The sequence below is a fragment of the Cellulomonas sp. NPDC058312 genome (assembly GCF_042880135.1).
Classification (GTDB): domain Bacteria; phylum Actinomycetota; class Actinomycetes; order Actinomycetales; family Cellulomonadaceae; genus Cellulomonas.
In genome coordinates this window covers 103,955-124,275 of record NZ_JBHVZE010000006.1, presented here as the reverse complement: position 1 = coordinate 124,275, position 20,321 = coordinate 103,955, and the positions used below count along the sequence as shown (strand labels likewise).

The window sequence follows — 20,321 nt, the reverse complement described above, 5'->3', positions numbered from 1 at the left end:
CTAGTCCGGGTCCCCCGGACGTGGGGCGGCCGACCGGGGGACGGACACCCCCGTCCGGGTGAGCCGACCCGGGTCAGCGGCGGCGGCGCACCAGCACGAGGTCGTCGCGGTGGACGAGCTCCCGGTCGTAGCCCTCGCCGAGGTCCTCGCGGAGCTCCGCGGTCCCGCGGCCGAGCAGCGTCGGCGCCTCCTGCGCGGAGTACGCGACGAGGCCGCGCGCGACCACGGTGCCGTCGGGCCCGGCGATCTCGACCGGGTCGCCGGCCTCGAACTCGCCCTCGACGGCGGTGACCCCGGCGGGCAGCAGCGACTTCCCGCGCTCGACGACGGCCCGCACCGCGCCCTCGTCGAGCACCAGCCGACCCCGGGTGCGCGCGGCGTACGCGAGCCACAGCAGCCGGGTCGACGCGCGCCGGCCCGTCGCGGCGAACCAGGTGCCGACGTCCTCGCCGTCGAGGGCGGGTGCCACCTGCGCGGTCGAGGTCAGCACGACCGGGACGCCGGAGGCCGTCGCGATCGCCACGGACTCGAGCTTGGTGACCATGCCGCCGGTGCCCACGCCGCTGCCCCGGGCCGTGACGTCGATGCCCTCCAGGTCCTTCGGGCCGCGGACCTCCGGGATCCGCCGGGAGCCGGGCCGGTTCGGCGGGCCGGTGTACAGGCCGTCCACGTCGGTGAGCAGCGCCATCGCGTCGGCGTGCACCAGGTGCGACACGAGCGCCGCGAGCCGGTCGTTGTCGCCGAACCGGATCTCGTCCGTCGCGACGGTGTCGTTCTCGTTGACGATCGGCACGATGCCGAGGTCCAGCAGCCGGTCGAGGGCGCGCTGCGCGTTGCGGTACTGGGTGCGCCGCATCGTGTCGTCCGCGGTGAGCAGCACCTGCCCGACCCGCAGGCCGTGGTCGGCGAACGCGCGCGTGTAGTGCGCGACCAGCAGCCCCTGCCCCACGGACGCGGCGGCCTGCTGGGTCGCGAGGTCCCGGGGCCGACGCGCGAGCCCGAGGGGGTCCATGCCCGTCGCGATGGCGCCCGAGGACACCAGCACCACCTGGTGCCCGCCGTTCACGCGCGCGGCGAGCACGTCGACGAGCGCCCGCAGCCGGGCGGGGTCGAGCTTGCCGGACTCGTCGGTCAGCGAGGACGAGCCGACCTTGACCACCACGCGGCGGACCTCGGGCAGCAGACGACGGTCGGACAGGGCGGCAGCACTCACCCCCCCATCCTCCCCTGTGGATCCACCTCGCGGTGCCGTGGACGCGAAGGCCCGACACGCCGGGTGCGTGTCGGGCCCTTCGCTCCACTCGACCGGGTGGATCCACCCGGCTGGGGTCAGTCCTCGCGCCAGAGACCGGCCTCGCGCTCGGTCCACAGCTCCGCGCGGGCCTCGGCCTTCGCGTCCATGCGGTCCTTGTACTCCTCGCGCTTCTGCCCGCGGGTGGGGCGGGTGCGCTCCTCGATCCGCTGGTCGCTGCCGCGCGGGCCGCCGAGCAGCTCCGAGCCGGTCAGCAGCGTGGGCTCCCAGTCGAACACGACCGCGCTCGGCCCGTCGCCGATGACGACCTCGGCGCCCGCGACCGCCCCGGCGGCGAGCAGCTTCTCCTCGACGCCGAGCCGCGCGAGCCGGTCGGCCAGGTAGCCGACGGCCTCGTCGTTGGTGAAGTCGGTCTGCCGGACCCAGCGCTCGGGCTTGGTGCCGCGGACCTGGAAGTACTCGTGGTCGGCGTCGATGCGGCGGGTGACGGTGAACCCGGCGTCGTCGACGGCCCTGGGCCGCAGCACGACGCGGGTCGCCTCCGGCTGCGGCGCCTCGCGGCGGGCCTGGTCGACCAGGCCGGCGAGCGCGAACGTCAGCGGGCGCAGGCCCTCGTGGCTGGCGGTCGACACCTCGAACACCCGCAGGCCGCGGGCCTCCAGGTCGGGACGGACCAGCTCGGCGAGCTCGCGGGCCTCGGGGACGTCGATCTTGTTCAGCACCACGAGCTGGGGGCGCTCGGTCAGCGGGACGCGGCCCCCCTCGATGCCGAGGTCGCCGGCGTAGGCCTGGAGCTCGGCCTCGATCACGTCGAGGTCGGTCAGCGGGTCGCGGCCGGGCTCCAGCGTGGCGCAGTCCAGCACGTGCACCAGGACGGCGCAGCGCTCGACGTGCCGCAGGAACTCCAGCCCGAGGCCCTTGCCCTCGCTCGCGCCGGGGATCAGCCCGGGCACGTCGGCGACGGTGTAGCGGGCGTCACCGGCCTGCACGACGCCGAGGTTGGGGATCAGGGTCGTGAAGGGGTAGTCGGCGATCTTGGGCCGGGCGGCAGAGATCGCGGCGACGAGGCTGGACTTGCCGGCGCTCGGGAACCCGACCAGCGCGACGTCGGCGATGGTCTTGAGCTCGAGGACCACGTCGGCCGCGTCGCCGGGCTCGCCGAGCAGCGCGAAGCCGGGGGCCTTGCGGCGCGGGGACGACAGCGCCGCGTTGCCGAGGCCGCCGTGGCCGCCCTGGGCGACGACGTACTCCGCGCCGGCGCCCACGAGGTCCGCGAGCACCTCGCCGTCGGTGGACTTCACGACGGTGCCGTCCGGGACCGGCAGGACGAGGTCCTGGCCGGTGGAGCCCTGGCGGTGGTCGCCCATGCCCTGCGTGCCCGACGGCGCGTGCCGGTGCGGCGCGTGGTGGTAGTCGAGCAGGGTGGTCACCTGCGGGTCGACGACCAGGCGCACGCTGCCGCCGTTGCCGCCGTTGCCCCCGTCGGGGCCGGCGAGCGGCTTGAACTTCTCGCGGTGGATGGACGCACAGCCGTGCCCACCGTCTCCCCCGCTGGCGTGCAGCACGACTCGGTCGACGAACGCGGCCATCAGTCTTTCCTCCTCCGCACCGTCCGTGGGGACGGTCCTGCGCTCACCGGACGGTGGCGCGTGCGACGCTCCGGGGCGTCGCGGTGGGCCACCCGGACGGATGGACCCACGATGACACGGCGAAGGGGCGCACCGCGCGTGCGGTACGCCCCTTCGGCCGACGTGTGCGTGCGGTCAGACCGCGGCCGCCACGATGTCGATGACCTTGCGGCCGCGACGGGTGCCGAACTGCACCGCACCGGCGGTGAGGGCGAACAGGGTGTCGTCGCCGCCACGGCCGACGTTGACGCCGGGGTGGAAGTGGGTGCCACGCTGGCGGACGATGATCTCGCCGGCGTTGACGACCTGGCCACCGAAGCGCTTCACGCCGAGGCGCTGGGCGTTCGAGTCACGACCGTTGCGCGAGGAGCTCGCGCCCTTCTTGTGTGCCATCTCAGGCTCGCTTTCCTGCGGTGCTGTCTACGGGGACGGGTGCTCGGGCCGAGGCCCGCGCGGTCACGCGATGCCGGTGACCTTGAGGCGGGTCAGGCGCGAGCGGTGACCCTGGCGACGGCGGTAGCCCGTCTTGTTCTTGTACCGCAGGATGTCGATCTTCGGGCCCTTCTCGGCCTGGACGACCTCGGCGGTGACCTTGACCTTGGCCAGGGCGGCCGCGTCCGACGTCACGGCGGTGCCGTCGACGAGCAGGAGCGCGGGCAGCTCGACCGTCGCGCCCGCCTCCGCCGCGATGCGGTCAACGACGACGACGTCGCCGACGGCGACCTTCTCCTGACGGCCGCCGGCCTTCACGATCGCGTACACCACGTTGATGCTCATCTCTGCTCGTCGAACTACAGGTTCAGGGGGGCGCCCCGACTGCGGCCGGGCCCCGGCGCGCCACCGCGGTGGCAGCAGCTTCGGGACGTCGGCGCTGACAGTGCGTTGCGCGCGAACGGTGCTTCCCGATGATGTCCGATCGCGTGCCACGCTTCGTGCCACACGGTCATCGTCAGAACGCACCGACGTTCAAGGATACGCAAGACCCGCGTCGGGGGTCAAACCGCGGTCGGCGCCCTGGTGGGACGCCGACCGCGGCCCGCCTCACGACTCGTCGTCGCCCTCGCGGGCGCCGGCCTCGGGGAGCTCGAACAGGCCCGGGTCCACCGGGGTCAGCTCGAGCTGCGGGTCCACCGGTGCGCCGGAGCGCTCCGGTGCGCGCGCCGTGCGGGTGCCGAACGCCGCCAGCACGTCCAGGACGGGCTGCTCGTGCGTCCGCGCCGCGCCGGCGACCGCCTCGGCGGCGATCCCCGTCTCGGCGACGACCTCGACCGTGGAGACCTCCACGGTCTCCGTGGCGGTCTTCCCGGAGACCGGCACCGCGTCGTCCGTCGCCGGGGCGGTCGCCTCGGCGGGCGCGTCGTGCGGCTGCTCGTGCGCCTCGTCGTCGTGCACGTGGGCGTGCGCCGCCGCGGCCGCGATGGTCGCCAGCGTCGCCTTGACCGCCTCGCGGGCCTCCGGCAGCACCGGGACCGTGGTGGTGGCCGCCGGGGCGCCCTGCTCCTTGGTCGCCGCTCCCCCGCGCTTGCGCCGCGCCTTCTTCGCGTCGGCGACCTCGGGCGCGGGCTGCGCCGGGGCGGGGTCCTGCCGACCGCCCTTCTCCACCGGCTCGGTGTGCACGACGAACCCGCGGCCGTGGCAGTGCTCGCACGTCTCGGAGAACGCCTCGACGAGGCCCTGGCCGACCCGCTTGCGGGTCATCTGCACCAGGCCGAGCGAGGTGACCTCGGCCACCTGGTGCTTGGTCCGGTCGCGGCCCAGGCACTCCACCAGACGGCGGAGCACGAGGTCGCGGTTGGACTCGAGCACCATGTCGATGAAGTCGATGACGATGATGCCGCCGATGTCCCGGAGCCGGAGCTGGCGGACGATCTCCTCCGCCGCCTCCAGGTTGTTCCGGGTGACGGTCTCCTCGAGCGTGCCGCCCGCGCCGGTGAACTTGCCGGTGTTGACGTCGACGACGGTCATCGCCTCGGTGCGGTCGATGACCAGCGAGCCGCCGGACGGCAGCCAGACCTTGCGGTCCATGCCCTTGGCGAGCTGCTCGTCGACCCGGTGCGCCGCGAACACGTCGCCGGTGCCGGTCCACCTCGAGACCTTCTCGGCCAGGTCGGGCGCCAGCTCCCCGATGTAGCCGGAGATGGTCGACCACGCCTCGTCGCCCTGGACGACCAGCGAGGAGAAGTCGTCGTTGAAGATGTCGCGGACGACGCGGATCGCCAGGTCCGGCTCGCCCTGGAGCAGCGCCGGCGCGGAGGCCGTCTTCGACTTCTTCTCGATGGCCTCCCACTGCGCCTGCAGGCGGGCGATGTCGGCGCGCAGCTCGTCCTCGCTGGCACCCTCCGCGGCGGTGCGCACGATGACGCCCGCCGAGTCCGGGACCACCTCGCGCAGGATCTTCTTCAGGCGCGCGCGCTCCGGCTCGGGCAGCTTGCGGCTGATGCCGGTCATGCCGCCGCCGGGCACGTACACCAGGTAGCGGCCGGCCAGGGTGATCTGCGACGTCAGGCGGGCGCCCTTGTGACCGATCGGGTCCTTCGTGACCTGCACCAGCACCGGGTCGCCGGACTTCAGCGCCTGCTCGATGCGGCGCGGCTGCCCGCCGTCGAGGCCCGCGGCGTCCCAGTTGACCTCACCGGCGTAGAGCACCGCGTTGCGGCCCTTGCCCACGTCGACGAACGCCGCCTCCATGCTCGGCAGCACGTTCTGCACGCGACCGAGGTAGACGTTGCCGGCCATCGAGACCTGCGCCTGCCGGGACACGTAGTGCTCGACGAGCACGCCGTCCTCGAGCACGGCGATCTGCGTCCGGCCGCCCGACTCGCGGACGACCATCGAGCGCTCGACCGCCTCGCGGCGGGCCAGGAACTCGGCCTCGGTGATGATCTGGCGGCGGCGGCCCGCGTCGCGGCCCTCGCGGCGGCGCTGGCGCTTGGCCTCCAGCCGGGTCGACCCGCGCAGGGCCGTCACCTCGTCGCCGCCGCGCGAGCCGGACCGGCTCCCGCGCGACGAGGCAGGAGCCTCGGCCGCCGCGTCGTCGCCTCCACGGCCCGAGCGGCGACGACGACGGCGCCGACGGCTGCTGCCGCCCTGCTCCTCGCCGTCGCCCTGCTCGTCGGCGTCCTCGTCCTGGTCGTCCTCGGTCGCGTCGGCGTCCTCGTCGGACGCGCGGTCGCCGGCGGGGCGGTCGCCCTCGTCGGCGGCGTCGTCCCCGTCGGCGTCCGCGCCACCGCGCGAGCGGCGACCACGACCACCCCGACGACGACGACGGCGCGGGGCGGAGTCGTCGCCCTCGGCCTCGTCACGGTCGGCCTCGTCACGCTCGTCGGCGTCGGCGTCGGCGTCGGCCTGCTCGGCGGCCCGGGCCACGTCGGCCTGCTCGGCCTCGACCAGGTCCTCGTCGACCGACGTCGGCTCGTCCTCGACGACCTCGGCGGGCTCCACGACCTCGGCGGTGCGGGACCGCCCGCGACGGCCGCGGCGGCGCGCGGGCACCTGCTCCTCGGCGGCCGGGGCCTGCGCCTCGGGGACCGGGGCCGTGGCCTCGGACACGGCGGCGGGCGCCTCCTCGACGACGGTGCTGGCGGAGACGACCTCCGGTGTTCCGGTCGGCGCCTGCGCGCGCCGACGGCGGCGGGGCGCCTCGGGGGCCTGGAACAGCAGGGCGGTGGTCGCGAGCCGCGTGGAGGCGGGACGCTCCTGCTCGCCCGCCGGGGCGGCGGACCGCTGCGGGGCGCGCTCGGGCCGGGCCGCCGCGGCCGCCGGGGCGGCCTCGGGGGCGCGCGCGGCGTCGGTCGACGCCGGCTGCTCGGTCTGCTCCGTCTGCGCGGCCTTGGACCGGCCACGGCCGCCACGGGTGCGCGGCGCCTTCGCCGGGGCGTCGGTGGTGCTGCGCCCGAGCTCGGCGAGCACGTCGAGGCGGCTGTCCGGCGCGGCGGCGGAGGTCTGCTCGGCCTGCTCGACCGCCTCGGCGACCTGCTCGTCCTCCGGCTCCTCGATGACGGGCTCGGCAGTCGGGGCCGCGGGGGCCGGCTCGGGCTGCGCCGCGGCGGGCTGGGCGGCGGCGGGCTGGGCGGCGGCGGGCTGGGCGGCCACGCCGGCACCCGCGGGGCGCGTCACGCGACGCGACCGGCGGACGGGGGTGGTGCTCGCCGGGGCGGGCGCGACCTCGGGCTCCGCGGCGGCGGGCGCGGCGACCGGCGCCTCGGCGGCCGGGGTCGTGGCGGCCGGGGTCGCGGCGGGCTCGGCGGGGGCGGCGGCCTGCTCGGCGGCGGCCGTGGCGGCGGCGGTCGAGCGGGTCGCGCGGCGACGGCGCGGGGCGGCGGGAGCCTCGTCCGCGGGGGCGGCGGGCGCCGGGTCCGCACCGGACTCGGCGGCCAGGACCGCGGCGACGTCGTCCGCAGCGGGCACCTCTGCGGCGGTCGCGGCCTTGCGGGTCGCGCGGCGCCGCACCGGCTTGGTCGGCGCCTCGTCGGCGGCCGGGGCGGGCGTCGTGGCGGGGGCCTCGGCGGCGGGGGCCTCCGTGGGTGCCGGGTCGCCGGCGGCCTTGGTCACCCGGGCGCGGGTGCGGGGGGCGCGCTTGCGGGGTGCCGGCTCGCCACCCTCCTGCGTCGCGGGGGTGGTGCTGTCGGGGGTGCTGTCGAGCGTCACGCGGGTGCTCCTGCAAGCCCGGGTACGCCGGCCACACGCTCGGCGCCCCTCGGGCGGTCGGTCGTCGCTCGCGTCCCCGCGGCGACGGAAGTCGTCGGTGTCGTTCGCAGCACGGGCGTTCGGCGCCATCGCCTGCCTGGCGGCGGGGCGTCCCGGGTAGGGACCCTTGCGGCCGGCGGCGCCTGGCGAGCGCGATGCGCTGGTGCGGCGACACGGTGGCGGCCCGGGGTGTGTGGGTCCCGGGATGCCGGAGCAAGTATCACACAGGGACGCGCACGACGTGCCCCAGGTCACGCTCGTGAACCGGATCACAATGAGACGACACCGTGTCAGATCGCGGGACCTTTGTCCTACGCTTGTGAACCGGGGCGCAATACCGTCGGACGACGGCCCCCACCTGGGCCGTACGGCCCCCCACCACGCCCCAGCACCTGGACGGACCCCCCTGTGGAAGCCCTCGACCTGGCACGGTGGCAGTTCGGTGTCACCACCGTCTACCACTTCATCTTCGTCCCGCTGACGATCGGGCTGGCCCCGCTCGTCGCGCTCATGCAGACCTTCTGGGTCCGCACCGGCAACGAGAACTGGCTCCGCCTGACCAAGTTCTTCGGCAAGCTCATGCTGATCAACTTCGCGATCGGCGTGGCCACCGGCATCGTCCAGGAGTTCCAGTTCGGCATGAACTGGTCCGAGTACTCCCGGTTCGTGGGCGACGTGTTCGGCGCCCCGCTCGCGATGGAGGGCCTCGTCGCCTTCTTCGTCGAGTCGACGTTCCTCGGCCTGTGGATCTTCGGCTGGGACAGGCTGCCCAAGAAGATCCACCTCGCGTGCATCTGGGCGGTCGCGTTCGCGGTGAACGCCTCGGCCTTCTTCATCCTGGCCGCCAACTCCTGGATGCAGCACCCGGTCGGCACGGTCTTCAACACGGAGACCGGCCGCGCCGAGATGACCGACATCGTCGCGGTCCTCACCAACAACACCCTGTGGGCCGCGTTCCCGCACACCGTGACCGCCGCGTTCCTCACCGCCGGGACGTTCGTCGCCGGCATCGCCGCGTGGTGGATGGTCCGCCTGGTCCGCCAGGGCGACGAGCACAAGGCCCGCACGGTCTACCGCCCCGCGGTGCTGCTCGGCGTGTTCACCATGCTGGTCTCCGGCATCGGCCTGGGCATCACCGGCCACGCGCAGGGCCAGCTCATGTTCGAGCAGCAGCCCACCAAGATGGCCGCGGCCGAGGCGCTCTGCGAGAGCACCGACGGCGCGTCCTTCTCGCTGCTGGCGATCGGCGACCTGACGAACAACTGCGAGGGCGTGAAGCACTACCTCGAGATCCCGGGCCTGCTGTCGTTCCTCGCGCTCAACGACTTCGACGCGCCGCTGCAGGGCGTGAACGACCTCCAGCAGGAGTTCTCGCAGAAGTACGGCGAGGGCCCGAACTACATCCCCGACCTCACGGTCACCTACTGGGCGTTCCGCCTGATGATCGGCCTCGCCGCCGGCTCCGCGCTGCTCGCCCTGATGGCGCTGTGGTTCACGCGCAAGGGCCGGGTCTCGGGCAACAAGTGGCTCGCCCGGGTGGGCATCTGGGCGATCCCGACGCCGTTCCTCGCGTCCGCGTTCGGCTGGATCTTCACCGAGATGGGGCGCCAGCCCTGGGTGGTCTACCCCAACCCGACCGGCGTCGACGGGGTCCGGCTGCTGACCGAGCGCGGCGTCTCCGAGGTGGTCAGCCCGACCACGGTCATCATCTCGATGGTCGCGTTCACGCTCGTCTACGGCGTGCTGGCGGTGTTCTGGTTCAAGCTCATGAAGCGGTACGCCGTGGAGGGCGTCGCCGACCACGAGAAGGACTACAGCACCGACAACCCCGACAACCGGCCCGACCCGGACGACACCGACGCGGCCGACCGCCCGCTGTCGTTCGCCTACTGAGAGGCCGGTCATGGACCTCCCCGTCATCTGGTTCCTGCTGATCGCCGTCCTGTGGACCGGCTACCTCGTGCTCGAGGGCTTCGACTTCGGCGTCGGGATGCTGCTGCCGATCCTCGGCCGCGAGGACAAGGACCGCCGGGTCATGATCAACACCATCGGCCCCGTCTGGGACGGCAACGAGGTGTGGCTCATCACCGCCGGCGCGGCGATCTTCGCGGCGTTCCCCGAGTGGTACGCGACCCTGTTCTCCGGCTTCTACCTGCCGCTGCTGCTGATCCTGGTCGGCCTGATCTTCCGCGTGGTCTCCATCGAGTGGCGCGGCAAGATCAACACCGACCGCTGGCGGCGCTGGACCGACCGCGGCATCATGGCCGGCTCCTACCTGCCGGCGGTGCTCTGGGGCGTGGCGTTCGCCAACCTGGTGCGCGGCGTCGAGCTCGACGCGAACCACCAGTACGTCGGCGGGTTCTTCGCGCTGCTCAACCCGTTCGCGCTGCTCGGCGGCGCCGTCACATTCGGGCTGTTCCTGCTGCACGGCGCGATCTTCCTGTCGCTCAAGACCGGCGGCGAGATGCGCGAGCGGTCCGGCGCCCTCGCGGAGCGGCTCGCCCCGGTGGTCCTGGTCGTCACCGCGGCCTGGGCGATCTGGGCCCAGATCGCCTACTCGGTCGCGTGGACCTGGGCCGTCGTCGCGGTCGCCGCGGTGGCGCTCGTGCTCGTGGTGCTGACCACCCGGGCGCGGCGCGAGGGCTGGGCGTTCGTCTGGTCCGCCGTCGTCATCGTCGCGGCCGTCGTGCTGATCTTCGGCTCGATGTTCCCCGACGTCATGCCCGCGTTCGACCCGGCGAACTCGCTCGACATCCGCAACGCGTCGTCCACGGACTACACGCTGACGATCATGACCTGGGTCGCCGGGATCCTCGTGCCGGTCGTCCTGCTCTACCAGGGCTGGACGTACTGGGTGTTCCGCAAGCGGATCTCCGCGGAGCACATCCCGGAGCACGCCGGTCTGACCTTCTCGGACGTCCTGCCGTCGAACGCCGGCACGCAGCGCTGAGGGACCTGACCACCGCGTGAAGCCCCTCGACCCCCGCCTCCTGCGGTACGCCCGTGCCGCCCGGGGCTACCTGGCCCTGACGGTGTCGCTCGGCATCGTCACGGCCGGGCTGGTCGTCGCCCAGGCGATCCTGCTCGCCCGCGTCCTCGCGGCCGCCGCCCACGACGGCGCCGACCTGACCGACCTGCTCCCGCAGATCGGCTGGCTGGCCGCCGTCGTGGCGGTGCGTGCGCTCGCGACCGGCGTGCAGGAGCGGTACGCCCACCGGGCCGCGACCCGGGCGGTCGCGGAGCTGCGCGAGCAGGTCGTCGCGCGGGCCGCCGAGCTCGGGCCGCGCTGGCTCGCCGAGGGCGAGGGCACCCGCGTCGTCACCCTCGCGACCCGGGGCCTCGACGCGCTCGAGCCCTACTTCGTGAAGTACCTCCCCCAGCTGGTCCTGTCCGCGACCGTCACCCCCGCGGTGCTCGTCGTGATCCTCGACCTCGACTGGATCTCCGCCGCCCTCGCCGCAGGCACGCTGCCGCTGGTGCCGATCTTCATGGTCCTGATCGGGCAGCTCACCCAGGGCCGGTCCGACCGCAGCCTGCGCGTGATGCAGCGGCTCGGCTCGCAGGTGCTCGACCTGGTGGCCGGGCTGCCGACGCTCCAGGCGTTCGGTCGCGAGCGCGGCCCCGCGGCCCGGGTGCAGGCGCTCGGCGACGCGCACCGCAAGGCCACGATGGGCACGCTGCGGATCGCGTTCCTGTCCGGCATGGTGCTCGAGCTGCTGACCACGCTGGCCGTGGCCCTCGTCGCCGTCGGCATCGGCCTGCGCCTCGTGTACGGGCAGGTCGACCTCGTCACCGCCCTCACCGTGCTCGTGCTGGCCCCCGAGGTGTACCTCCCGCTGCGCCAGGTCGGCATGCAGTTCCACGCCTCCACGGACGGCGTCGCGGCGGCGGACCAGGTGTTCCGCGTCCTCGAGACGCCCGTGCCCGCGACCGGCAGCACGCCCGCTCCCGACCTGCGCACCGCGACGGTCCGGCTGCGCGGCGTGACCGTCCGCGCGCCGGGCCGCGACGTGCTGGCGCCCCACGACCTCGACCTCACGGTCGCACCCGGCCGGACCGTCGCGGTCACCGGCCCGAGCGGCGCGGGCAAGTCCACGACCGTCGACCTGCTGCTCGGGCTGCTGCGCCCGGACACCGGTGCCGTCGAGGTCGTCGCCGGGGACGGCACGGTCGTCCCGCTCGCCGACGTCGAGCCCCGGTCGTACTGGCGGCAGGTCGCCTGGCTCCCCCAGCGGCCCGTGCTCGACCCCGCCACCGTCTCCCGGCTGGTCTCCGGCGCCGAGGACGACGAGCTCGACGCCGACGACCGCGCCCGCCGCGACGCCGCCGCCGCGCTCACCGGCCTGGACGCGGTCGTGGCCGCGCTGCCCGCCGGCTGGGGCACCGACCTCGGGCGCGGCGGCGCCGGCCTGAGCGTCGGCCAGCGCCAGCGGGTCGCGCTCACCCGGGCGCTGCTGTCCGACGCCCCGCTGGTCGTGCTGGACGAGCCCACCGCGCACCTCGACGCCGCCGGCGAGCAGGTCGTGCTCGCGACCGTCCGGGCCCTGGCGGCGGCCGGCCGCACGGTCGTCGTCGTCGCGCACCGTCCGTCGCTGATCGCGCTGGCCGACGACGTCGTGACCGTCCACGCCGCCGCGACCGACCCCGCTCCCCTCGCCGCGGCGGTGGACCGGTGAGCGCCACGACCCGCCCGACGCCGACGGCCCGCGCGACCGGCGCCCCGGCACCCCGCACGCGCCTCGGCCGACGCCTCGCCGCCGACCCGCTGTGGCGCGCCGTCCGGCTGCTCGAGGTGGACACGCGCCGGGTGGCGCTGGCCGTGCTGCTCGGGGTCCTGGCGCTCGGGTGCGCGGTCGCCCTGGCCGCGGTCTCGGCGTGGCTGATCGTGCGCGCGTCCGAGATGCCACCCGTGCTCAAGCTGTCCGTCGCGACCGTCGCGGTGCGGGCCTTCGGCATCGGCCGGGGCCTGTTCCGGTACCTCGAGCGGCTGGTCTCGCACGACGTCGCCCTGCGCGGCATGAGCACGCTGCGCACCACCCTGTACACGCGGCTCGCGGAGGGTCGCCCGGGCGCGACGCTCGGACTGCGGCGCGGCGACCTGCTCGCGCGCGTGGGCGCGGACGTGGACGCGGTGGGCGACGTCGTGGTCCGCGGGTTGCTGCCCGCCGCCGTCGCCGCGGTGCTGGGGCTCGGGTCCGCCGTCGCGATGGGCCTGTTCCTGCCCGCCGCCGGGCTCACCCTCGCCGCGTGCCTCCTGGTCGCCGGCGTCCTCGCCCCGTGGCTCGCCCAGCGCGCGGCCCGCACCACCGAGCAGCGCGCGGCCGGCGCCCGCGCCCAGATGGCGGCGACCGCCCTCGGCCTGCTGGAGGACGCCGGCCCGCTGGCGGTCCAGGGCCGCACCGACGCCGAGCTCGCGCGTCTGCGGGCTGCCGACGCCGACCTGGCGCGCGCCACCGACGCCGGCGCCGGCCCCGCCGCGCTCGCCGCCGCGCTCGGCAACCTGGCCGTCGGCGTCGCGGTGCTCGCGGCGCTGCTCGTCGGCGTCCCCGCCGCCGTCGCGGGCACGCTCGCGCCGGTCGAGCTGGCGGTGGTCGTGCTGACGCCGCTGGCCGCGTTCGAGGCGACGAGCGTGCTGCCCGCCGCCGCGATCCAGCTGCACCGCTCCCGGGTCGCGGCCGCCAGACTGGCCGCCGTGCTGGACGCCGCCGCCGTGCCGGAGGAGGCCGTGCCGGGCACGGGCGCCTCGACGGGCGTCTCCGGAGCGACCCCCGACCCCGTCCCCACCACGGCCTCGGCCGTGCGTCACCGCGACGCCACCGCACCCGACGCCCCGGCTCCCGAGTCCCCCGGCGCCCTGCTCGAGGCGCGCGGCCTGGCCGTGGGCTGGCCCGGTCGCGAGCCCGTGGTCCGGGACCTCGACCTCATCGTGGCGCCGGGCCGCAGCCTCGCGGTCGTCGGCCCGTCGGGCGTCGGCAAGACGACCCTGCTGCTGACGCTGGCGGGCCTGCTGCCGCCGCGCGCCGGGGAGGTGCTGCTCGACGGCGTGCCGCTGCGCGCGGTCGACCCGACCGTCCGGGTCGCGCGGCTCGCCCTCACCACCGAGGACGCCCACGTCTTCGAGACGACCGTGCTGGAGAACCTGCGGGTCGCCCGCGGCGACGCGACCGAGGACGAGGCGGTCGACGCGCTGGTCCGCGCCGGGCTCGGCGACTGGCTCGCCGGCCTGCCCGACGGTGTCGGCACGGCCCTCGGTCCGGATGCCCGCAGCGTGTCGGGCGGCGAGCGCCGCCGGCTGCTGCTCGCGCGGTCACTGCTGTCCACCGCCCCGCTGCTGCTGGTCGACGAGCCGGCCGAGCACCTGGACCCGGCCACCGCGGACCGCCTCGTCACCGACCTGCTCACCACCCCGCACGCCGACGCGGAGCGGCCCGCGGCCCGCGGCGTCCTCGTGGTCACGCACCGCCTCGCGCCGCTCGCCGCCGCGGACGAGGTCGTCGTGCTGCGCGACGGCCGGGTCGACGCGCGGGGCACGCACGCGCACCTGCTGGCCACCGACGCCCGCTACGGTGAGGCGCACGCCAGCGAGCAGCACGACGGTGAGACGGGGACGACGAGGACATGGCCGACGACCTGACCGGACCGCGCCGCCGCGGGTACGGACCCGACGGCGGGCACGGGTCCGCCGCCGACCTCCCGGAGCCGTCCTACGGGCCCGGCGTGACCACCACGATCCACGTGCGCGCGCCGGGCGGCCGGTCGCACCTGGAGCTCGGCACCGCCTCCGAGACCGGCGACGAGCTGGCCGACCTGCTGGACGCCGTCCTGTCCGTCGCCTCCGGGCTCGAGCTGCCCGGGGTGCTCGAGCGGTTCGTGCGGGTGTCCGTGGAGCTCACCGGTGCGCGGTACGGCGCGATCAACGTGCTGGACTCCCGCGGCGAGTCGACGACCTTCGTGCAGACCGGCGTCCCCGCGGCCGCCGCGGCGATGATGGGGCACCCGCCGCACGCCCAGGGCGTGCTGAGCCACATCCCGACCCACGGTGTGCTCAAGCTCGACGACCTGACGCAGCACCCGGCGTTCCGCGGCTGGCCCGCCGAGCACCCCCCGATGGGGTCGTTCCTCGGCGCGTCCGTCCGGGTCCGCGACGACGTCTACGGCTACCTGTATCTCTCCGAGAAGGAGGGCGGGTTCACCGAGCGGGACGCGACGACCGTGATCGCGCTGGCCGCGACCGCCGGGGTCGCCGTGGCGAACGCGCAGCTGTACGCCGACGCCGCACGCCGCGAGCACTGGCTGCGCGCCGGCCAGGACATCACGACGATGCTGCTGTCCGGCGCCGACGAGGAGGACGCGCTCGCCCACATCGCCGCGACCGCCCGCGAGGTCGCCGACGCCGACACCGCCGCGCTCGCGCTGCCGGGCGTCGGCGGCGAGCTGCTGATCGAGCTGGCCGACGGCCACAACGCCGACACCCTCGTCGGCGCGCACCTCACCCCCGGCGGGCCCACGTGGTCCGTGATGGAGGAGGGCACCGGTCTGCTGATGGACTCGCTGTCGACCTCGCGCCGGATCACCGTGCCCGCGATGCGCGCGTTCGGGTCCGCGCTGTTCGCCCCGCTGCAGACCTCGGGCCGCGGGGTGGGCGTGCTCATCCTGCTGCGGCGCGTCGGGACCCTGGGCTTCGAGGCGCACGACCTCGCGACGGCCGAGTCGTTCGCCGCGCAGGCCGCGCTGGCGTTCGTGCTCGCCGAGGCCCGGCACGCGCAGGACGTCGCGGCGCTCCTGGACGAGCGCGAGCGCATCGCCCGCGACCTGCACGACCTGGCGATCCAGCAGCTGTTCGCGACGGGCATGCAGCTCGAGACGGTGCGCCGCCGGTCCGCGCGCGGCGTCGACCCCTCCGAGCTCACCGGGATCGTGGAGGAGGCGCTCGACAACGTCGACGCCTCGGTCCGGCAGATCCGTCAGATCGTCTACGCGCTGCGCGACCCGGACGCCGCGACCGGCATCGTCGAGCGGCTCCGACGGGAGGCGTCGCTGGCCCGGACCGGGCTCGGTTTCGCCCCGTCCCTGGTGGTCACGCTGGACGACGAGGCCGTCGCGGACGGCGACTACATCGTCGCGGACCTCATCGACGAGCGGATCGGCCCGGACCGGACGGACGACGTCGTGGCGGTGGTCCGCGAGGGGCTCGCCAACGCGGCCCGGCACGCGCACGCGTCCTCGGTCGGGGTCCGGATCGCGGTGCACGGCGTCGGGCCCACGGGGTCCGTCCGGGTCGAGGTCGAGGACGACGGCGTCGGCCTGCCGAAGGTGCGCGACCGGCGCTCCGGCACCGGCAACCTGGCGGCCCGGTCCCGGCAGCACGGCGGCACGTTCACGCTCGGGGTCGCCCCCGGCGGCACCGGGACGCTCCTGTCGTGGGAGGTCCCGCTCGGCTGAGCGTCCCGGCGCACCCGGGCGTCCGGGCTCGCCGAGACGAGGGAGCCGCGGTCAGCTGTGGCCGGTCTCCGCGCGCCAGCCGCTGTGCCGACGGGCGGCGACCCACGCGGCCACCTGCGTCCGGCGCTGGAGGCCCATCTTCGCCAGCAGCGACGTGATGTGGTTCTTCACGGTCTTCTCGGCGACGCCCAGCCGCTCGGCGATCTCCCGGTTGGACAGCCCGTCCCCGATCAGGTCGAGCACCTTCATCTCGCTCGGCGTGAGGTTCTCGGTCGGGTCCTCGTGACCGGCGCGGCGGCGCGTGACCGTGCGCTCGTCCAGCAGGGTCCGCCCCGCGGCCACCGCGCGGATCACGTCGGTGATCTCCGCGCCGCGCACGCTCTTCAGCAGGTAGGCCGCGGCGCCCGCGTCCAGCGCGGCGGCCAGCGCGTCGTCGTCGTCGAACGAGGTCAGGACGATCGCCCGCGCGGTCGGCAGCGTGGTCCGCACCTGCGTCATCAGGTCGATCCCGGTGCCGTCGGGGAGCTGCAGGTCCACCAGCAGCACGTCGGGGTGGACGAGGCCGGCACGGCGCACGCCGTCGGCCACCGACCCCGCCTCGGCGACGACCTTCATGCCGTCGGCGCGCTCGACGACCTCGGCGATCCCCCGCCGCACGACCTCGTGGTCGTCGACGATCATCACCGAGATCGGTCCCGTGCGGGCCGGCTGGACTGCGCTGTTCGTGGCGGACACGTGGAGCATCGTATCGACAGCGTCCAGCCTGGTCGCGCACCGCCGCACCGGCCGACGGCCCGGACTGCGGAGTTCACCTGGCGGCGCGCCCGCCGGTAGGGAACTCTCTGCCCATGACCACCGTCCTGCTGCCGTCGTCCATCGCCCTGTCCCCCGCGCTCCCGGACGGGGTGCGCGCCGTGACCTACGACGTCGAGCAGCCGCTCCCCGACGACCTCGTGGACGCCGAGGCGCTGGTGGCGTGGGGCAACCCTCCCGTGCTGCTCGCCGACGCCGCGCGCCGGATGGGGTCGCTGCGCTGGGTCCAGACGCTGGCAGCGGGCCCGGACGCCGTGCTGGCCGCCGGGTTCGCCCCGCACGTGCAGGTCACGTCGGGCCGCGGGCTGCACGACGGCCCGGTCGCGGAGCACACGCTCGCGCTGGTGCTGGCCGCCGCCCGCCGGCTCCCGGAGCTGGTCCGCGCCCAGGACGCGCACCGGTGGGCGTCGGAGCTCGGCGGGATGCAGCGCTCCCCGCACGAGGGCGGCGACTTCCGCTCGCTGTCGGGCGCCCGGGTGCTCATCTGGGGGTTCGGGTCGATCGCGGCGCGCCTCGCGCCGCTGCTGACCGTGCTGGGGGCGCAGGTCATCGGCGTGGCCACCCGGTCGGGCGAGCGCGCCGGCTACCCGGTGATCGCCGCCGACGAGCTCCCGCAGGCCCTGCCGGGCACGGACGTCCTGATCGGCATCCTGCCGTCCACCCCCTCGACCCGGAACCTGCTGGGCGCGAAGGTGTTCGCGCAGCTGCCGTCGCACGCGTGGGTGGTCAACGTGGGCCGGGGCAGCACGCTGGACGAGGCCGCGCTGCTCGCCGCGGTCCGCGAGGGACGGCTCGCGGGGGCGGCGCTCGACGTGTTCGCCACCGAGCCGCTGCCCGCGGACTCGCCGTTCTGGGACGAGCCGCGCGTGCTCGTCACCCCGCACGCGGCCGGCGGTCGGCCGATCGGCGCCGACACGCTGCTGGCCGACAATATCGGGGCGTTCGTCCGCGGCGAGCCGCTGCGCAACGTCGTGCGGCGCTGACCCGCCCGGGCCCCACGCCCGCGACAGGCCCGGCGCCCGGTCGGCGTGCCGTCAGGCCGAGGGCGCCGGCTGGCACCGCGGGCAGAAGTGCGAGGACCGGTTCATGAACGGCTCCCGCACGACCGGCGTCCCGCACCGCGGGCACGGCTCCCCCGCCTGCCCGTACACGGCGAGCGACCGGTCGAAGTAGCCGGACGCCCCGTTCACGTTGACGTACAGCGCGTCGAAGCTCGTCCCGCCCTGGGCGAGGGCGTCGCGCATCACGCCGGTGACGCCGTCCAGCACCCGCAGCGCCGTCGCCTGGTCCAGCTCGGCGGTCGGTGTCGCGGGGTGCACCCGGGCGCGCCACAGGCCCTCGTCGGCGTAGATGTTCCCGACGCCGGACATCACGGTCTGGTCGAGCACGGCCCGCTTGACCTGCGTGCGACGCCGGCGGATCGCCCGTGCCACGGCGTCGGCGTCGGCGGCCGGGTCGAGCAGGTCCCGGCCGATGTGCACGGCCGGCGCGGGCACGAGCGGCAGGTCGGTCCCGGCGCCGCCCGCGCGGCCGTCCGGGGTGGGCACGAGGTCGACCACCGACAGGTGCCCGAAGGTCCGCTGGTCGACGAAGTCCAGCGACCCGCCGTCGTCGAGCAGCAGCCGGACCCGCAGGTGCGGGTGCGTACCACCGGTCTCGACGTCGGTCGGGGTGGCGCGGACGAGCAGCTGGCCGCTCATGCCGAGGTGCGCGAGCAGCGCGTCGTCGGGCTCGGCCCCGGCGGCACCCGGGTGGTCGAGCGGCAGCCAGAGGAACTTGCCCCGTCGCGCGGCCGCCGTGAGGGTGCGCCCGGTCAGGCGGCCCGCGAGGTCCAGGGGCCCCGCGAGGTGCCGGCGCACGCTGTACGGGCGCCGGACGTCCACCGACCGGACCGTGCGGCCGACGACGTGACGCGCCAGGCCGTCGCGGACGGTCTCGACCTCGGGCAGCTCGGGCACGGGCCGGGCGGGGTCAGTCGGCCGCGGGCGCGGTGGCCGCGGCGGACTCGCCGGCGGCCTCGAGGGCGGTGTACGCCAGCGCGGCGGCGCGCTGCTCGGCGAGCTTCTTCGCGGTGCCGGTGCCCGTGCCGTGCACCTCACCCGCGACGACCGCCTCGGCGGTGAAGGTGCGGGCGTGGTCCGGGCCGTCGCTGGACACGTGGTACGTCGGGGCGCCGAGCCCGAGGGCCGAGGTGAGCTCCTGCAGGCTGGTCTTCCAGTCGAGGCCGGCGCCGAGGTCCGCCGCGGCGGTCAGCGTCGGGCCGACGAGCCGCAGGACGACCTCGCGGGACGCCTCGAGCCCGTGGGACAGGTAGACGGCGCCGAACAGGGCCTCGAGGGTGTCGGACAGGATCGAGTCCTTGTCCCGACCGCCGGTGGCGAGCTCCCCCTTGCCGAGCAGCACGTACGACCCGAGGTCGAGCGTGCGGGCGACCTCGGCCAGCGCGCGCTGCGACACCGTCGCGGCCCGCATCTTCGCGAGCTCGCCCTCGGACTGCGCGGGGTGGACCCGGTACAGCTCCTCGGTGACGACGAGACCCAGGACCGTGTCGCCCAGGAACTCCAGGCGCTCGTTCGTGGGGATGCCGCCCGCCTCGTGGGCGAACGACCGGTGCGTGAGGGCGAGCACCAGCAGCTCGGGGTCCAGACGGACCCCGAGCTGCTGGGCGAGCTGTGCTGCTGCGGTGCTCATGCGTGCTGCCGCGCTGGTGCTGCCCCCTGCACGTCCGGTCGAGGACCGGCGGAGAGGACGGATCAGCGGGTCGTCAGCCGGCGTGCTCGGTGCGCATGGCCTCGGCGTAGCGGCGACCGGCGTAGGCGCCGCAGGTCGGGCACGCCTGGTGCGGGCGCATGTTCGACTTGCACTGCGGGCAGGTCGTGAGCGTCGTGGCAGTGGTCTTCCACTGCGACCGACGCGCACGGGTGTTGCTGCGCGACATCTTGCGCTTCGGAACAGCCACGGCTAGCTCTCTCTCTTCTCGTCAAGCGTGCTCTGCAGTCCGCCGAGGGCGGCCCACCGAGGATCAAGGGTCTCATGCGAATGGTCCGGGTCGTCCGCCAGGTGCGCTCCGCAGATGGAGCAGAGCCCGGGGCAGTCGACACGGCACAACGGCTGGAAGGGTAGCGCAGTCACGACCGCGTCCCGGACCACGGGCTCGACGTCGACCAGGTCGCCGTCCAGCTCGCGGAGCTCCTCCTCGTCGTCCCCGTCCTCCCGAGCGACCTCGGCGCGACCGGGGTGGACGAACAGCTCCTGGATCGAGACGTCGACGTGGTCGACCACCTCGTCCAGGCACCGCACGCACTCCCCGACCGCCCGTGCCCGCGCGGAGCCGGAGACCAGGACCCCCTCCATGACCGCCTCGAGCCGGAGATCCAGCTCGACGTCGTCACCGGTGGGGACGCCGATCACGTCGGTGCCGAGGTCCTCGGGGGCAGGGGCCGTGAGCTGCACACGACGCATCGATCCCGGGCGTCGCCCGAGCTCGTGGGTGTCGAGCA

General features: G+C 75.3%; 16 protein-coding genes. 6 read left to right on the top strand and 10 right to left on the bottom strand.

The features are described from left to right. Window positions 1-73: 73 nt before the first annotated feature. The 5 genes from proB to ACFVXN_RS16980 form a co-directional block, all read right to left on the bottom strand. Complete coding sequence (gene proB / locus ACFVXN_RS17000; RefSeq protein WP_389235170.1) at window positions 74-1,213, bottom strand: glutamate 5-kinase; 1,140 nt, start codon at window positions 1,211-1,213, stop codon at window positions 74-76. 116 nt (window positions 1,214-1,329) lie between these two features. Further along, a complete protein-coding gene (gene obgE, locus ACFVXN_RS16995) occupies window positions 1,330-2,841 on the bottom strand; it encodes a GTPase ObgE (RefSeq protein WP_389235167.1) in 1,512 nt (503 codons plus the stop codon). Between the two features lie 174 nt (window positions 2,842-3,015). Continuing rightward, window positions 3,016-3,273, bottom strand: coding sequence for a 50S ribosomal protein L27 (rpmA, locus tag ACFVXN_RS16990; RefSeq protein ID WP_389235164.1), 258 nt, complete (start codon window positions 3,271-3,273; stop codon window positions 3,016-3,018). 63 nt (window positions 3,274-3,336) lie between these two features. Continuing rightward, window positions 3,337-3,645 carry a 50S ribosomal protein L21 gene (gene rplU / locus ACFVXN_RS16985; protein WP_389235515.1) on the bottom strand — a complete coding sequence of 103 codons (309 nt, stop codon included), beginning with the start codon at window positions 3,643-3,645 and terminating at the stop codon, window positions 3,337-3,339. A gap of 276 nt (window positions 3,646-3,921) precedes the next feature. Further along, window positions 3,922-7,527, bottom strand: a complete 3,606-nt coding sequence (locus ACFVXN_RS16980; protein ID WP_389235161.1) for a ribonuclease E/G — start codon at window positions 7,525-7,527, stop codon at window positions 3,922-3,924. Window positions 7,528-7,974: 447 nt separating this feature from the next. Here ACFVXN_RS16980 and ACFVXN_RS16975 point away from each other — a divergent pair, with 447 nt between their 5' ends. The 5 genes from ACFVXN_RS16975 to ACFVXN_RS16955 are packed head-to-tail and all read left to right on the top strand — an operon-like array spanning window position 7,975 to window position 16,008. Next, entirely contained in the window at window positions 7,975-9,459 is a 1,485-nt protein-coding gene (locus ACFVXN_RS16975) for a cytochrome ubiquinol oxidase subunit I (RefSeq protein WP_389235158.1), read from the top strand. A 10-nt stretch (window positions 9,460-9,469) separates the two neighbouring features. Next, the gene (cydB, locus tag ACFVXN_RS16970; protein WP_389235155.1) at window positions 9,470-10,516 is read left to right on the top strand and encodes a cytochrome d ubiquinol oxidase subunit II; all 1,047 of its coding nucleotides are present in this window, start codon (window positions 9,470-9,472) and stop codon (window positions 10,514-10,516) included. 16 nt (window positions 10,517-10,532) lie between these two features. After that, the gene (gene cydD, locus ACFVXN_RS16965; RefSeq protein ID WP_389235152.1) at window positions 10,533-12,242 is read left to right on the top strand and encodes a thiol reductant ABC exporter subunit CydD; all 1,710 of its coding nucleotides are present in this window, start codon (window positions 10,533-10,535) and stop codon (window positions 12,240-12,242) included. Continuing rightward, window positions 12,239-14,200 (top strand): thiol reductant ABC exporter subunit CydC, encoded by a 1,962-nt coding sequence (cydC, locus tag ACFVXN_RS16960; RefSeq protein WP_389235149.1) that lies wholly within the window; start codon window positions 12,239-12,241, stop codon window positions 14,198-14,200. The genes cydD and cydC overlap by 4 nt, the downstream gene beginning before the upstream one ends. Then, window positions 14,185-16,008, top strand: a complete 1,824-nt coding sequence (locus ACFVXN_RS16955; RefSeq protein WP_389235146.1) for a GAF domain-containing protein — start codon at window positions 14,185-14,187, stop codon at window positions 16,006-16,008. The genes cydC and ACFVXN_RS16955 overlap by 16 nt, the downstream gene beginning before the upstream one ends. A 51-nt stretch (window positions 16,009-16,059) precedes the next feature. On the opposite strand, the gene ACFVXN_RS16950 is transcribed toward ACFVXN_RS16955, so the two are convergent. Next, on the bottom strand, window positions 16,060-16,689 hold the full coding sequence (locus ACFVXN_RS16950) for a response regulator (RefSeq protein WP_389235512.1): 630 nt from the start codon (window positions 16,687-16,689) through the stop codon (window positions 16,060-16,062). A 167-nt stretch (window positions 16,690-16,856) separates the two neighbouring features. Between ACFVXN_RS16950 and ACFVXN_RS16945 the strand changes: the two genes are divergently transcribed. Next, the gene (locus tag ACFVXN_RS16945) at window positions 16,857-17,804 is read left to right on the top strand and encodes a phosphoglycerate dehydrogenase (protein WP_389235144.1); all 948 of its coding nucleotides are present in this window, start codon (window positions 16,857-16,859) and stop codon (window positions 17,802-17,804) included. Window positions 17,805-17,855: 51 nt separating this feature from the next. Here ACFVXN_RS16945 and mutM read toward each other — a convergent pair whose 3' ends face one another. The 4 genes from mutM to ACFVXN_RS16925 form a co-directional block, all read right to left on the bottom strand. After that, complete coding sequence (gene mutM / locus ACFVXN_RS16940) at window positions 17,856-18,779, bottom strand: bifunctional DNA-formamidopyrimidine glycosylase/DNA-(apurinic or apyrimidinic site) lyase (protein WP_389235141.1); 924 nt, start codon at window positions 18,777-18,779, stop codon at window positions 17,856-17,858. A gap of 13 nt (window positions 18,780-18,792) precedes the next feature. Beyond that, on the bottom strand, window positions 18,793-19,512 hold the full coding sequence (gene rnc / locus ACFVXN_RS16935) for a ribonuclease III (protein WP_389235138.1): 720 nt from the start codon (window positions 19,510-19,512) through the stop codon (window positions 18,793-18,795). Between the two features lie 73 nt (window positions 19,513-19,585). Then, window positions 19,586-19,780, bottom strand: a complete 195-nt coding sequence (gene rpmF / locus ACFVXN_RS16930; RefSeq protein WP_389235135.1) for a 50S ribosomal protein L32 — start codon at window positions 19,778-19,780, stop codon at window positions 19,586-19,588. Between the two features lie 2 nt (window positions 19,781-19,782). Continuing rightward, complete coding sequence (locus tag ACFVXN_RS16925) at window positions 19,783-20,283, bottom strand: YceD family protein (protein WP_389235132.1); 501 nt, start codon at window positions 20,281-20,283, stop codon at window positions 19,783-19,785. Between the last annotated feature and the right edge of the window lie 38 nt (window positions 20,284-20,321).